We start from the raw sequence: 13,668 nt of genomic DNA on the forward strand, positions 1-13,668 counted from the left end.
TTTGAAAAAGCCTATGTTCCTGGCATACAGGCTTGTCACGTTGAATAGGGCGCTCGCCTGGGGAGGATCAGCCCCACACGAAGCGCCTTTTTCGTATTGCGCGGGCAGTTTGCGGCGCCGCCTGGCCCCGCGTCGGCGGCCTCGCCCCTTTTTGGTTTTGAGCTTTGTTAATGAACAACATACGTAACTTCTCCATCATCGCCCACATCGACCACGGTAAATCGACCCTGGCCGACCGCATCATCCAGCTGTGCGGCGGCCTGTCGGACCGCGAAATGGACGCGCAGGTGCTCGACTCGATGGACCTGGAGCGCGAGCGCGGCATTACCATCAAGGCGCAGACCGCTGCGCTGCAATACAAGGCGCGCGACGGCCAGGTCTACAACCTGAACCTGATCGACACCCCGGGCCACGTCGACTTCAGCTATGAAGTCTCGCGCTCGCTGTCGGCCTGCGAAGGCGCGCTGCTGGTCGTCGACGCCTCCCAAGGCGTCGAGGCGCAAACCGTCGCCAACTGCTACACCGCGCTCGACCTGGGCGTGGAAGTGGTGCCGATCCTGAACAAGATCGACCTGCCGCACGCCGATCCGGACAACGCCAAGAAGGAAATCGAAGACGTCATCGGCATCGACGCCTCGGAAGCGACCACCTGCTCGGCCAAGACCGGCCTCGGCGTGGAAGACGTACTCGAAGACCTGATCAAGCGCGTGCCGCCGCCAAAAGGCGATCCGGACGCGCCGCTGCAGGCGCTGATCGTCGACTCCTGGTACGACCCGTACGTCGGCGTCGTCATGCTGGTGCGCGTCGTCAACGGCACGCTGCGCCCGAAGGACAAGATCCTCCTGATGGCGACCGAATCGGTGAACCTGGTCGAAAACATCGGCGTCTTCACGCCGCGCTCGGTCTCGCTGCCGGAACTGAAGGCCGGCCAGGTCGGCTTCATCATCGCCGGCATCAAGGAACTGACCGCCGCCAAGGTGGGCGATACCGTGACCCTGGCGAACCGTCCCGCGCCCGCGCCGCTGCCTGGCTTCAAGGAAGTCCAGCCGCAGGTGTTCGCCGGTCTGTTCCCGGTGGAAGCGAACCAGTACGACGCGCTGCGCGACTCGCTGGAAAAGCTGAAACTCAACGACGCCGCCCTGATGTACGAGCCGGAAGTGTCGCAGGCGCTGGGCTTCGGCTTCCGCTGCGGCTTCCTCGGTCTCTTGCACATGGAAATCGTGCAGGAACGTCTCGAACGCGAGTTCGACATGGACCTGATCACGACCGCGCCGACCGTGGTCTATGAAGTCGAGATGCGCGACGGTTCCATCATCCGCGTCGACAACCCGTCGAAGATGCCGGAGCCGTCGAAGATCAACGAAGTGCGCGAGCCGATCGTCGACGTCAACCTCTACATGCCGCAGGAATATGTCGGCTCGGTGATGACGCTGTGTACCTCCAAGCGCGGCATCCAGATGGACATGGCCTACCACGGCCGCCAGGTCAAGCTGCACTACGAAATCCCGATGGCGGAAATCGTGCTCGACTTCTTCGACCGCCTGAAGTCGACCTCGCGCGGCTATGCGTCGATGGATTACGAGTTCAAGGAAAACCGCGCTGCCGACGTGGTGAAAGTCGACATGCTGATCAACAGCGAAAAGGTCGATGCGCTGGCGATCATCGTGCACCGCGCCAACGCGCCGTACCGCGGGCGCCAGGTGGCGGCCAAGATGCGCGAACTGATCCCGCGCCAGATGTTCGACGTGGCGATCCAGGCCGCCATCGGCGCCACCATCATTTCGCGCGAAAACGTCAAGGCGCTGCGCAAGAACGTGCTGGCCAAGTGCTACGGCGGCGACATCAGCCGTAAAAAGAAACTGCTTGAGAAACAAAAAGCCGGTAAGAAACGCATGAAGCAGGTCGGTTCGGTGGAAATTCCACAAGAAGCCTTCCTCGCCATCCTTCAAGTGGAAGATAAATAAGCGATGCAACCAATCCTGGCGAATTTTGCGCTCATCCTGTTCGTGCTCATGGTGGTCACGGGCGTCATCTGGTTTTGGGACGTTTTTGTTCTGTCGAAGCAGCGCCGCGCCGCGGCCGACGCCGCCCTGGCCGAGTACGATGCGCGCGCGGCCAAGCTGACCGCCGACGGCATCAAGGTCGACAACAAGGGCAACCGCGCCGCGCTGGAAGCAGGGCACCTGCGCCAGCCGACCTGGGTCGAGTATTCGGGCAGTTTCTTCCCGGTGATCGCAGCAGTGTTCTTCCTGCGCTCCTTCCTGTGGGAGCCGTTCAAGATCCCATCGAGCTCGATGGTGCCGACCCTGCTGGTCGGCGACCTGATCCTGGTGAACAAGTACACCTACGGCATCCGCCTCCCGATCGTGAACAAGAAGATCATCGAGGTCAACGATCCGCAGCGCGGCGACGTCATGGTCTTCAAGTATCCGAAGGACATGAGCCAGGATTACATCAAGCGCGTCATTGGCGTGCCTGGTGACAAGATCACCTACGAAAACAAGCGCCTCAGCGTGAATGGCGTGCCGGTCCAGTACACGGCGCTCGACGATTACCTGGATGACGAGCGTCCTGTCTACCACAAGCAATTCGTCGAAAAGCTGCCGGGCAGCGAGCACCGCATCCTGAATACGGAACCGGCGCGTTCGTTCAACCTCGACAGCGTGGAAAACTTCCCGCTGCGTGAAGCGTGCGAGTACACCTATGACCGGTTTACTTGTACTGTACCTGCAGGTAATTACTTCATGATGGGCGACAACCGCGACAACAGTGCCGACAGCCGCTACTGGGGCTTTGTGCCGGACAAGAATATCGTCGGCAAGGCCTTCCTGGTGTGGATGAACTTCGGTGATCCGAAGCGCATCGGCGGCATCAAATAAGGCGTGTCGGGCAATATGGCAGGTTCACCTCGGGGAGAGCGGATGGACGCACGCAAACAGGTTGTGCCGGGGAAGCAGGCGGGCATCTCGCTCACCGGGCTGATCCTGGTGTTGATGGTATTCGGCTTGTTTGCGCTGCTGGCCATCAAGATCGTTCCTTCCTTCCTCGAGTACCGCGCCGCGCGTGACGGCATCGCGCGCGCGAAAGCAGCCGGCGGCAGTCCTGCCGAGATGCGCGAAGCTTTCGACAAGTTTGCGCAAATCAACGACGTCGACGCCATCCGCGGCCGCGACCTCGTCATCAGCCGCGAGGGCGCCGCCCCGGAAATCAGCTTCGCCTACGAAAAGCGCATTCCGCTGACCGCGCGTGCCACCCTCGTCATCGATTACGATGGCACGACCGACCCGAGCGGCGTCGTGGCGGCGAAGGCGGACTGATCCGCTGAGCTGCGCCGGCGGCCGCGCTGCGGGCCTAAATGGTCATATCAGTGGTCACTTCAGCGGACACATCACCATGGCGCGCGCCGCCCGGCGCCGTCCAACCGAGCAGGAAGCGCCGCCTTTGCAGCGGCCGTACTACAATACATCGACAATGAATCTTCAGTTATTGCAAACGCGCTTGGGTTATACGTTCCGGGATGCTGGCCTCTTGCAGCAGGCCCTGACACACCGCAGCCATAGCAGCCTGCATAACGAACGCCTCGAGTTCCTGGGCGACTCGATCCTGAACTGCGTGGTGGCTTCGATCCTGTACGAGCGCTTCAGCCACCTCGACGAGGGCGACCTGTCGCGCCTGCGCGCCAATCTCGTCAAACAGCAGTCGCTCTATGAAATCGCCCAAAAGCTGGAACTCTCGCAGTTCCTGCGCCTGGGCGAGGGCGAGCTGAAATCGGGCGGCTTCCGCCGTCCATCGATCCTGGCAGACACGCTCGAAGCCTTGCTTGGCGCGATCTTCCTCGACGCCGGCTTCGACGCCGCACGCGACGTCATCCGCGCCTTCTACATCCCGCTGCTCGACACCGTCGACCCGCGCACCCTGGGCAAGGATGCCAAGACGCTGCTGCAGGAATTCCTGCAGAGCCGCAAGATTTCGCTGCCGACCTATAACGTCATCGCCACCCATGGCGCCGCCCACAGCCAGGAATTCGAGATCGAATGCCTGGTTCCGAAACTCGGCATCCAGGTCTTCGGACGCGGCGGCAGCCGCCGCGCCGGCGAACAGGCCGCCGCGCGCCTGGCGCTGGACGTGGCCGAACAGGCGCTGCGCAAGACCCCGGCCGCCGGCCGCAAGGCCAAGCCGCGTGCCGCCCAGCTCAAGCTGGCCGGCATTGCCACCATCCAGGGTGACGAAGCGCCAGGCGCGCAGCAGTCCGCCCCTACCAAACAGGCATGAACGAAGCATGAATACCGAACATAACCCCGCCCAGAATAACCCTCCTCAAGACGACGACGCCGTGCACAATCCGGCCGAAGACAGCAACGAGGCGGCGGACCAGGACGCGCCCGAGAGCGAGGACAGCGCCAAGGGAGTCGACCTGAACGCTTTCTTCAACGACCGCACGGACATCAGCGGCGGCACCTCGGCGCAAGGTTTCCGCTGCGGCTACATCGCCATCGTCGGCCGCCCGAACGTGGGCAAGTCGACGCTGATGAACGTGCTGATCGGCGCCAAGGTGTCGATTACCTCGCGCAAGGCGCAGACCACGCGCCACCGCATTACCGGCATCCAGACCCATGACGACGCCCAGTTTATCTATGTCGATACGCCGGGATTTCAGACGCGTCATGCGAATGCACTGAACAAAACGCTGAACAAGACTGTCGCAAACACGCTGACGGCCTCCGACGTGGTGCTCTTCCTGGTCGAGGCCGGCACCTTCGGCCCGGCCGACCAGCAAGTGCTCGACTTGCTGCCGAAGAACGTGCCCGTCATCCTGGTCATCAACAAGTCGGACCGCATGAAGGACAAGGCGACCCTGATGCCCTTCGCCCAGAAAGTGGCGGGCTTGCGCGACTTTACGGCCATCGTGCCGGTGTCGGCCAAGATGCGCTTCCAGGTCGATGCGCTCGAACGCGAGATCCGCAGCCACCTGCCGGAAAACCCGCCCGTGTTCGGCCCGGACGACATCACCGACCGCAGCGAGAAGTTCCTGGCCGCCGAGATCGTGCGCGAAAAAGTGTTCCGCCTGCTGGGCGACGAGCTGCCGTACACCAGCACGGTGATCATCGAGCAGTTCCTGCAGGAAGGGAATTTGCGCCGCATCTTCGCCGCCATCCTGGTCGAGCGCGACACCCATAAATCGATGATCATCGGTAACAAGGGAGCGCGCCTGAAAGAGATTTCGACCCAGTCGCGCCTGGATATGGAGAAGCTGTTCGGTGGCCCCGTGTACCTGGAAATCTGGGTCAAGGTCAAGTCCGGCTGGGCCGACAACGAAGCGGGCCTGCGCGCCTACGGCTACGAGTAAGCGCCGGAGGACCAGCCGACCGCATGTCCAACCCCGTCCACGCCGACAAGGCGACAACCGACCCCATTGCCGAGGCGCCTGATGCGCCGGCGGCAGCCGCGGAGGCCACTGCAACCTACGCAGTGGCAAGCCCTGCGGCGCCCGTATCTGCGCCGCGCCGCAGCCGCGTCCCCGTGCGCGACACCCGCATCAACGGCCAGCCCGCCTTCGTGCTGCACAGCTATCCCTACAAGGAAACGAGCCTCATCGTCGACCTGTTTACGCGCGATTTCGGGCGGATTGCAGTCGTTGCCAAGGGCGCCAAGCGGCCGCTATCGAAATTGCGCGGCGTGCTGCAAACCTTCCAGCCGCTGTCGGTATCCTGGAGCGGCAAGCAGGAATTGCGCACCCTGATCGATGCCGAATGGGTCGGGGGCATGCTCCCTATCGAACGCACGGCCTTGCTGTGCGGCTTTTATCTGAACGAACTGCTGGTCAAGCTGATCGCCCGCGACGACCCCCATCGCGCGCTGTTCGATCACTATATTTCGACGCTGAACGAGCTGGCCCACGACGAACCGGCACAAATTGCCTTGCGAAAGTTCGAACGGGCCTTACTTAAGGAAACAGGGGTCGCCGCCAACCTGGGGCGTTCGACCACCACGCGCGCAGCGGTCGAGGCCGCGCTGGACTATGTGGTCGATCCGGAAAAGGGCGCGCGCGAAGCCCGCGTATCCGACGTCTGGCCCGTCGTCAGCGGCAAGACCCTGCTCGACATGGAACGCGAGGATTATGCGGACCCGGCCACGCAAGCACAGAGCAAGCAATTGATGCGCTTCCTGCTGGCGCACCACCTGGGCGGCGTGCCGCTCAATACCCGGCAGATTTTGATTGACTTGATGCAGTTATAAAGAACAAACCACCACCATGAGCTTCCTGCAACCCGTTGGCCAGGTCATCGACCTCGGCGTGAACATCGACCACATCGCCACCGTGCGCAACGCGCGCGGCACCGTCTATCCGGACCCGTTGCGCGCGGCCCTGCTGGCCGAGCAGGCCGGCGCCGACCTGATCACGCTGCACCTGCGCGAAGACCGGCGCCACATCAAGGATGCCGACGTGCTGGCGATGCGCCCGCAGCTGGCCACGCGCATGAACCTGGAAGCGGCGGTGACCCAGGAAATGATCGACTTCGCCTGCCAGGTGCGACCACAGGACGTCTGCCTGGTGCCCGAACGGCGCGAGGAAGTCACCACCGAGGGTGGCCTGGACGTGATTCGTTACTTCAAGGAAGTCGAAACCGCGGTCAAGCAGTTGAAAGGCGAGGGCATCCGCGTCTCGCTGTTCATCGATGCCGACGAAGCGCAGATCGCCGCCGCCGCCCAGACGGGCGCGACCGTGATCGAACTGCACACCGGCCGCTATGCCGAAGCGGAAGGCGATGAAGCGTCGCACGAACTCGAGCGCATCAAGGCCGGCGCCGCTGCCGGCGTGCGCCACGGCCTGGTCGTCAACGCCGGCCATGGCTTGCATTACACCAACGTGCAGCCGGTGGCCGCGATCCGCGACATCGCCGAGCTGAACATCGGCCACGCGATCGTCGCGCATGCGCTCTTCGCCGGCTGGGAAAATGCCGTGCGCGAGATGAAGGCGATCATGGTTGCCGCGCGCCTCGGCGTGTCGCTGGGGGCCCAATGATCTACGGTATCGGCACCGACATCGTCCAGATCTCGCGTGTCGAGGCGGCGCTGGCGCGCAGCGGTCCGCGGTTCGCCGAGAAAATCCTGGGACCCGAAGAGCTCGAGAAATACCATGCGCGGCGCGCACGCAGCGAGGTGCGCGGCCTGCGCTTCCTCGCCACGCGCTTTTCAGCCAAGGAAGCGTTCTCGAAAGCCATCGGCCTGGGCATGCGCATGCCGATGACCTGGCGCTCGGCGCAGATGCTCAATGCGCCGAGCGGCAAGCCAACCATTGTCTGCAGCGGCGCACTGGCCGAATTCATGCGCGAACACCGGCTCAGTGCGCAGGTGACGATCAGCGACGAGGCCGATTACGGCGTCGCCTTTGTCATCGTCACGCAAGACCCAGCCACACCTTAAGCAACTACTACCCAAGCGATACGCCGTGACCAAGGAAGTGCACTCCCCCGCGTTGCCGGAAAATCCGGCGCCTGAGAACAAGCCCGGCCATGAGGTAGCGGAAGCGCCGGTCGCCTACGTCGCCGCAGGCGGGGCTGCGATGCCTGCGCCGCATCCTGTCGACGACAAGCCCGCGAAGGGCAAGCCGGCCAAGGCGTCCACGCCGCGTGCCCGTCCCGACGCCTGGCAAGCCGTGAAGGAAGAGCGCAGGGCGGTCTTGCGCGAAGACGCCGCCGATCCCGTGCAGCCCGCTCCGTCCGCACGCGAACAGGTGCTGGCAACGGTCGCCAGGTTGCCCGGATTGCCGGGCGTGTATCGCTATTTCGACGCCAACCAGAACGTGCTCTACGTCGGCAAGGCGCGCAATCTCAAGAACCGCGTCTCGAGCTATTTCCAGAAAAACCTGTCAAGCCCGCGCATCGCGATGATGGTCGGCCAGATCGCGCATCTGGAAACGACCGTCACGCACAGCGAAGCCGAAGCCCTGATCCTGGAAAACAACCTGATCAAGGCGTTGAAACCGCGCTACAACATCCTGTTTCGCGACGATAAGTCCTATCCCTACCTGAAGATCACGGGTGGCGACTTTCCGCGCCTCGCGTATTACCGGGGCGCTCTGGACAAGAAGAACCAGTACTTCGGTCCTTTCCCGAGCGCCTGGGCGGTCAAGGAATCGATCCAGATCCTGCAAAAAGTGTTCATGCTGCGCACCTGCGAGGACAGCGTCTTTGCCAACCGCACACGTCCCTGCCTGCTGCATCAGATCGGCCGTTGCAGCGGCCCGTGCGTCGACCTGATCGACAAGGATGAGTACAAGGTAGACGTCGAGAACGCCGCGAAGTTCCTGCGCGGGCGCCAGAACGAAGTCATGGCTGACCTGCAGCACAAGATGCAGGGGTTTGCCGAAAAGCTGATGTTCGAACAGGCCGCCGGCGTGCGCAACCAGATTCAGTCGCTCTCGCGCGTGCTGCACCAGCAGAGCATGGAAACGACCGGCGATGCCGACGTCGACGTGATTGCCGTGGTGGTGCAGGGCGGGCGTGCCTGCGTCAACCTGGCCATGGTGCGCGGCGGACGGCACCTGGGCGACCGTGCCTATTTCCCGACCCAGGTGGGCGAGGCGATCGCCGAACTGTCGATCGAATGCGAAGTGCTGGCCGCCTTCCTGGTGCAGCACTACACCGACAAGTTCATTCCCGGCACCCTGATCCTGAACATCGAGTTCGACCAGCCCGAACTGATGGTGGCGCTGGCCGAGCAGTGCGGGCACCGCATCAACCTGATTTTCCAGCCGCAGGGCCAGCGCCGCCAGTGGCTTGAGCTCGCTCAAAAGGGTGCGGAGATCTCGCTGGCGCGCCTGTTGTCTGAACAAGGGTCGCAGCAGTCGCGCACGCGCGCACTGGCCGAGGCCCTGTCGCTGGACGCGGCGGACTTGGAAACCTTGCGCATCGAATGCTTCGACATCAGCCACACGGCGGGCGAGGCGACGCAGGCATCCTGCGTGGTCTTCCATCACCACGCGATGCAGAACTCGGAGTACCGGCGCTACAACATCAACGACATCACGCCGGGCGACGATTACGCGGCCATGCGCCAGGTGCTGATGCGCCGCTACGAAAAGGTGGCGGGCGGCGATGGCGTCATGCCCGACGTGGTGCTGGTCGACGGCGGCAAGGGGCAAGTCGAAATGGCGCGCCAGGTGTTGTCCGAGCTCGGCCTGGACATCGGCTTGATCGTCGGCGTGGCCAAGGGCGAAGGCCGGCGCGTGGGCCTGGAAACGCTGATCTTCGCGGACGGTCGCGCACCCCAGGAGCTCGGCAAGGAATCGGCCGCGCTGATGCTCGTCGCCCTGATCCGCGACGAGGCGCACCGCTTCGCCATCACCGGCATGCGCGCCAAGCGCGCCAAGGCACGGCAAGCGTCGCGCCTGGAAGAGATCGAAGGCATCGGCGCCAAGCGCCGCCAGCGCCTGCTCGCGCGCTTCGGCGGCCTGCGCGGCGTGGTCGACGCCAGCGTGGAAGATTTGTGCCAGGTCGAAGGCATTTCGACTGCGCTGGCGGAAGAGATTTACCGGCAATTGCATTAAAGCGGGCAGGGCGCGCGTGGCGAATTACGGAGAGCATGTTCGCCTCTGTGGGCCCGCCGCCTCGCCGCTGAGCTCAACTGGTTTAAACGGCAATACCCATGTAGACTAGCGGCGCACGCTTTTTTCCAACGGTAAGCCAGATCACGCCCCTATGCCTTTTAACATCCCGATTCTCCTGACCTGGTTACGTGTAGCACTCATTCCCCTCGTTGTCGGCGTCTATTACCTCCCTCCACAGTGGCTGCCGCATGCCGACCAGAACCTGGCGGCGACCCTCGTCTTCATCATTGCTGCGGTTACCGACTGGTTCGACGGCTTCCTCGCGCGGCGCTGGAACCAGACTTCGGCCTTCGGCGCCTTCCTCGATCCGGTTGCCGACAAATTGATGGTGGCCGGCGCACTCCTGATCCTGATCCAGCTGGGGCGCGTGGATGCCGTCATCGCCTTCATCATCATCGGCCGCGAAATCACGATCTCGGCCCTGCGCGAATGGATGGCCGAAATCGGCGCCCGCAAGTCGGTCGCGGTCAGCTCGCTGGGAAAGGTCAAAACTGCGGCCCAGATGGTCGCGATTCCCGCATTGCTGTACCACGACACCCTGTTCGGTATCGACGTCCATTTCTGGGGCGAACTACTGCTGTGGGTCGCCGGCGTGCTGACGGTGTGGTCGATGTTCTACTATCTCCGCCGCGCGTGGCCGGTGATTAAGGAAAAAGGCGGGAATTTGTAAGATTAATTCTCTGTCATCCTTGACGTACGGATCAGATCATCTATAATGCTTGCCTGTTGCAACGACATCGCAGCAAACAAGACAAAGCGGGAGTAGCTCAGTTGGTAGAGCGCAACCTTGCCAAGGTTGAGGTCGAGAGTTCGAGACTCTTCTCCCGCTCCAGGTTTGCAGATCGTCGGTAGCAAGAAGGTAGTAGAAGCAAGTAGTAAAGAAGCAGTAAAAGGTTGTCTTGGAAGTTGTCACAATTTCTGCGATAATCAATGTTTCCAGAATGCGGGAGTAGCTCAGTTGGTAGAGCGCAACCTTGCCAAGGTTGAGGTCGAGAGTTCGAGACTCTTCTCCCGCTCCAGTTATCTGGGGCAGTTGTCGGTAAGCAGTAACACTCCATGCGGGAGTAGCTCAGTTGGTAGAGCGCAACCTTGCCAAGGTTGAGGTCGAGAGTTCGAGACTCTTCTCCCGCTCCATGAGGTGCTGGTAAATTTAAGCAATAACTCCTAAGCGGGAGTAGCTCAGTTGGTAGAGCGCAACCTTGCCAAGGTTGAGGTCGAGAGTTCGAGACTCTTCTCCCGCTCCAGAATTCAGAGAAGACATTTCCCTTCTCCTGTTGATTTGGATCATAACCGTCCAGCCCAGCAGTCGTATTATACCTACTGGCGAGGTAGCAAAGCGGTTATGCAGCGGCCTGCAAAGCCGTCTAGACGGGTTCGACTCCCGTCCTCGCCTCCAGAACGAAGCCAAAAATCGCCCTTGCTGGCGATTTTTGCATTTCTGGGTCCCGTCCAAGATTGTGAAGAAAACCATGGGTCACGACATCCATACCCTCAAGGACGCTGCCGCACTCCTGCGCCGCGTCTGGCGCAATGCCATTCCCTTTTTCCTGAGTATCGAACTGGCGCTGATGGTGCTGGTCGCCATTGTTACCGTCGCCGGCGTGTTTTTCGCCGTCATGGGCGACTTGCGCAGCGTGCTCGCGTTCGGAACGGCGATCGCCTATGTCGGTACGCGCGCGGTGCTGCATGTGAAGCGTATCGTCAGTTGGCCGTTCATCTGAACTGGATTTGCCGCTTTGTAAAGGCGGCAAAGCGTTGAAAGCACAACTTAGCTGATTATTTGCTCTTGCGCGCAGTGCGGCCCGTACGGTGCTTGCGCCGGGACGTCGTCCGCCGTGCTGGCTTGTGACGCGTTTTCGTCTCGCCGGCCTTGGCGCGCTGCTTATTGACGATCCGCGCCGCGACTTCGTCTTCGCGGCCCTTGTAGCGCTTTTCCTTCTTGAATTTACGCTCGAGTTTCTTGGCTTCGCGCTCGCGGCGTGGACTTGCTCCTCTTGGCATGGTATTTCCTCCCGAAAGTTGTCATCCTACTCAGAAATGCCTGGCAAGGACGCACGGTTCAGCCTGCGGCTACCCCCGATGTTCAGCCAAGTCGCATCGATAGTCGGCATGATCCGATTTTGACGTCAATGAACGGCGCCGTACCGTCATCCACTTGGGATCCTCATCTCTTGCTGTGATCACAATGCGACGTTCAGTCACGCCAGAAGTCCGAATTCATACAGTCAATTTGAGATAGACAGGAAGACCCGGCGTTTCCTACACCAGATAAAACCAACTTGATCTTCCGTATATTTCCATATGGCAAGTAGATAAATACTTCGATGAGTCAGCAGTGCAAACCCTCACGCTACTCATCTTATGCAGAAACCTCTCTTTTTACGTCTTTTTCCGCGTCAATCCCTAGGCCTGCTCGGCTGTTTTCTTGCGTTTCCGGCATCGTCCCAAATTATTAACGACGTTGCCGAAAATCAGCTGCAAAGGCAACAACAGCGCGAGGAGGCGCAACGACGACAAGACGAATCTACCCCTGATGTGCGCCTGCAAGCTCCATCGGTAACCAAGCCGACTGGATACCCAGCAGGAGAAATCCCATGCTTCGTGATCCGAGAAGTCAAACTCGAAGGTGAGCAGGCAGCGTCTTTCCAATGGGTGCTTGCGGCGGCCGAACCGGCCCTTGGGCGATGCCTGGGTAGTACCGGCATCAATACCTTAGTTGCCGAAGTCCAGAATGCGCTTATCGGGGGTGGTTTTGTAACAAGCCGGGTCTTTGCCGCCCCACAGAACTTGCAAAGTGGAGAGCTTCATTTGAAGCTGGTTCCCGGAAAAATCCGGGCGATTCGCTTTGCCGACGCCGCGCCGCGCGGAGGCTACCCCAGTGCATTACCTGCACGTCCTGGTGAAATCCTGAACCTGCGTGCAATTGAGCAGGGATTGGAAAACTTCAAGCGCGTACCTGGAACCCAGGCTGATATCCAGATCGTACCGGGTGACTTGCCAGGAGAGAGCGATTTAATCATCAAGTGGGTAGCTAGTCGCGGTTACCGGTTAAGCCTCTCAGCGGACGACAGCGGTACCCGATCGACAGGAACTTATCAAGGCGGCGTTACCGTCTCACTCGATAACCTAACCGGATTGCACGATCTTTTCTATGTGAGCTTCAACCGCAATTTGCGTGGCGATACCCCTCCCGGCGACCACGGTACCAAGGGCTACGCGCTGCATTACTCGATTCCTTATGGGTACTGGCTGGCGGGCCTTCAGGCGAATGACTACCGCTATCACCAGACGGTGCCAGGCGCCAATCAGGACTATATCTACCGCGGCACCAGCACCAACGTCGAATTGAAGCTGGCGCGCCTGGTATATCGCGATTCAGTACGCAAGACCACCCTGTCACTGCGCGCATACCAGCGACGCAGCCGCAATTTTATCGATGACACGGAAGTCGAGGTTCAGCGACGCCGGATGGGCGGTTTCGCCGCCGGCATTCACCATAAGGAATTCATCGGTAACAGCACCCTCGACCTGGGACTGACCTGGAAACTTGGTACCTCCGCCTTTGGGACGATGCCGGCGCCGGAAGAACTATATGGCGAAGGTACCGCGCGACCGCGCCTATTCAATGCCGATATCGGTCTAAACATCCCATTCGGCCGTAGTGTTGTACTCCAGAGCGCCTGGCGCGGCCAGTGGAACCGTACGTCTCTGGTGCCGCAAGACCGGTTTGCCATTGGCGGCCGTTACACCGTCCGTGGATTCGACGGCGACGCCAGCCTATCCGCAGAGCGCGGTTCGCTGCTGCGCAATGACCTGATCTGGACTATTCCCGGAACGAGCCAGCAGCTGTACGTGGCACTCGACCATGGCGTCGTGTCCGGGCCGAGCGCCGCGCGCTTGCTGGGTACTCGCCTGACTGGCGCCGCCCTTGGTTGGCGCGGCCAATTAGGACGGCTGCAGACCGACGTGTTTGCCGGCAAACCGATACGTATGCCGGAAGGCTTCCGTACCGCGAGCGTCGCAGCGGGTTTTAACCTTAACTACGAATTCTGACACGC

The 13,668-nt window shown here is 61.3% G+C and carries 13 protein-coding genes and 5 tRNA genes; 17 read left to right on the top strand and 1 reads right to left on the bottom strand.

Features of this window, described 5'->3' with window-relative positions; translation table 11 throughout:
• The first annotated feature begins 170 nt into the window (after positions 1-170).
• The 16 genes from lepA (at position 171) to AC56LG_RS12165 (ending at position 11,331) form a co-directional block, all read left to right on the top strand.
• Positions 171-1,964 carry a translation elongation factor 4 gene (gene lepA, locus AC56LG_RS12090; protein WP_497166337.1) on the top strand — a complete coding sequence of 598 codons (1,794 nt, stop codon included), beginning with the start codon at positions 171-173 and terminating at the stop codon, positions 1,962-1,964.
• Positions 1,965-1,967: 3 nt separating this feature from the next.
• Positions 1,968-2,879, top strand: a complete 912-nt coding sequence (lepB, locus tag AC56LG_RS12095) for a signal peptidase I (RefSeq protein ID WP_497166338.1) — start codon at positions 1,968-1,970, stop codon at positions 2,877-2,879.
• Between the two features lie 42 nt (positions 2,880-2,921).
• The gene (locus AC56LG_RS12100; protein WP_497166339.1) at positions 2,922-3,317 is read left to right on the top strand and encodes a DUF4845 domain-containing protein; all 396 of its coding nucleotides are present in this window, start codon (positions 2,922-2,924) and stop codon (positions 3,315-3,317) included.
• 181 nt (positions 3,318-3,498) lie between these two features.
• Positions 3,499-4,272 carry a ribonuclease III gene (rnc, locus tag AC56LG_RS12105; protein ID WP_497166340.1) on the top strand — a complete coding sequence of 258 codons (774 nt, stop codon included), beginning with the start codon at positions 3,499-3,501 and terminating at the stop codon, positions 4,270-4,272.
• A gap of 7 nt (positions 4,273-4,279) precedes the next feature.
• Positions 4,280-5,347, top strand: coding sequence for a GTPase Era (gene era, locus AC56LG_RS12110; RefSeq protein ID WP_497166341.1), 1,068 nt, complete (start codon positions 4,280-4,282; stop codon positions 5,345-5,347).
• Positions 5,348-5,370: 23 nt separating this feature from the next.
• Positions 5,371-6,237: a DNA repair protein RecO gene (recO, locus tag AC56LG_RS12115; protein ID WP_497166342.1), complete on the top strand. Its 867-nt coding sequence runs from the start codon at positions 5,371-5,373 to the stop codon at positions 6,235-6,237.
• Between the two features lie 16 nt (positions 6,238-6,253).
• A complete protein-coding gene (locus AC56LG_RS12120) occupies positions 6,254-7,024 on the top strand; it encodes a pyridoxine 5'-phosphate synthase (RefSeq protein ID WP_497166343.1) in 771 nt (256 codons plus the stop codon).
• Entirely contained in the window at positions 7,021-7,425 is a 405-nt protein-coding gene (gene acpS, locus AC56LG_RS12125) for a holo-ACP synthase (RefSeq protein WP_497166344.1), read from the top strand. The genes AC56LG_RS12120 and acpS overlap by 4 nt, the downstream gene beginning before the upstream one ends.
• Before the next feature lie 25 nt (positions 7,426-7,450).
• Positions 7,451-9,550: an excinuclease ABC subunit UvrC gene (gene uvrC / locus AC56LG_RS12130; RefSeq protein WP_497166345.1), complete on the top strand. Its 2,100-nt coding sequence runs from the start codon at positions 7,451-7,453 to the stop codon at positions 9,548-9,550.
• A gap of 151 nt (positions 9,551-9,701) precedes the next feature.
• Complete coding sequence (pgsA, locus tag AC56LG_RS12135; RefSeq protein ID WP_497166346.1) at positions 9,702-10,280, top strand: CDP-diacylglycerol--glycerol-3-phosphate 3-phosphatidyltransferase; 579 nt, start codon at positions 9,702-9,704, stop codon at positions 10,278-10,280.
• Positions 10,281-10,366: 86 nt separating this feature from the next.
• A tRNA-Gly gene (locus AC56LG_RS12140) sits at positions 10,367-10,442 on the top strand.
• 111 nt (positions 10,443-10,553) lie between these two features.
• Positions 10,554-10,629: transfer RNA gene (locus AC56LG_RS12145), tRNA-Gly, on the top strand.
• A gap of 39 nt (positions 10,630-10,668) precedes the next feature.
• Positions 10,669-10,744, top strand: a tRNA-Gly gene (locus tag AC56LG_RS12150).
• 34 nt (positions 10,745-10,778) lie between these two features.
• Positions 10,779-10,854: transfer RNA gene (locus tag AC56LG_RS12155), tRNA-Gly, on the top strand.
• A 78-nt stretch (positions 10,855-10,932) separates the two neighbouring features.
• Positions 10,933-11,006 (top strand) — tRNA-Cys (locus tag AC56LG_RS12160).
• Between the two features lie 73 nt (positions 11,007-11,079).
• The gene (locus tag AC56LG_RS12165) at positions 11,080-11,331 is read left to right on the top strand and encodes a hypothetical protein (protein WP_497166347.1); all 252 of its coding nucleotides are present in this window, start codon (positions 11,080-11,082) and stop codon (positions 11,329-11,331) included.
• 55 nt (positions 11,332-11,386) lie between these two features.
• Here AC56LG_RS12165 and AC56LG_RS12170 read toward each other — a convergent pair whose 3' ends face one another.
• Positions 11,387-11,611 carry a hypothetical protein gene (locus AC56LG_RS12170; protein WP_497166348.1) on the bottom strand — a complete coding sequence of 75 codons (225 nt, stop codon included), beginning with the start codon at positions 11,609-11,611 and terminating at the stop codon, positions 11,387-11,389.
• A 360-nt stretch (positions 11,612-11,971) separates the two neighbouring features.
• On the opposite strand from AC56LG_RS12170, the gene AC56LG_RS12175 reads away from it, so the two are divergent.
• Positions 11,972-13,663 carry a ShlB/FhaC/HecB family hemolysin secretion/activation protein gene (locus tag AC56LG_RS12175; protein ID WP_497166349.1) on the top strand — a complete coding sequence of 564 codons (1,692 nt, stop codon included), beginning with the start codon at positions 11,972-11,974 and terminating at the stop codon, positions 13,661-13,663.
• The last annotated feature ends 5 nt before the right edge of the window (positions 13,664-13,668 follow it).

The sequence above is a fragment of the Telluria sp. ZB2R32 genome, assembly GCF_059685715.1.

Coding starts and splice junctions, on each gene's coding strand:
- lepB (WP_497166338.1), top strand. CDS start 1,968: ATGCAACCAATCCTGGCGAATTTTGCGCTCATCCTGTTCGTGCTCATG.
- AC56LG_RS12100 (WP_497166339.1), top strand. CDS start 2,922: ATGGACGCACGCAAACAGGTTGTGCCGGGGAAGCAGGCGGGCATCTCG.
- AC56LG_RS12170 (WP_497166348.1), bottom strand. CDS start 11,611: ATGCCAAGAGGAGCAAGTCCACGCCGCGAGCGCGAAGCCAAGAAACTC.
- AC56LG_RS12175 (WP_497166349.1), top strand. CDS start 11,972: ATGCAGAAACCTCTCTTTTTACGTCTTTTTCCGCGTCAATCCCTAGGC.
- AC56LG_RS12120 (WP_497166343.1), top strand. CDS start 6,254: ATGAGCTTCCTGCAACCCGTTGGCCAGGTCATCGACCTCGGCGTGAAC.
- pgsA (WP_497166346.1), top strand. CDS start 9,702: ATGCCTTTTAACATCCCGATTCTCCTGACCTGGTTACGTGTAGCACTC.
- era (WP_497166341.1), top strand. CDS start 4,280: ATGAATACCGAACATAACCCCGCCCAGAATAACCCTCCTCAAGACGAC.
- acpS (WP_497166344.1), top strand. CDS start 7,021: ATGATCTACGGTATCGGCACCGACATCGTCCAGATCTCGCGTGTCGAG.
- AC56LG_RS12165 (WP_497166347.1), top strand. CDS start 11,080: ATGGGTCACGACATCCATACCCTCAAGGACGCTGCCGCACTCCTGCGC.
- lepA (WP_497166337.1), top strand. CDS start 171: ATGAACAACATACGTAACTTCTCCATCATCGCCCACATCGACCACGGT.
- recO (WP_497166342.1), top strand. CDS start 5,371: ATGTCCAACCCCGTCCACGCCGACAAGGCGACAACCGACCCCATTGCC.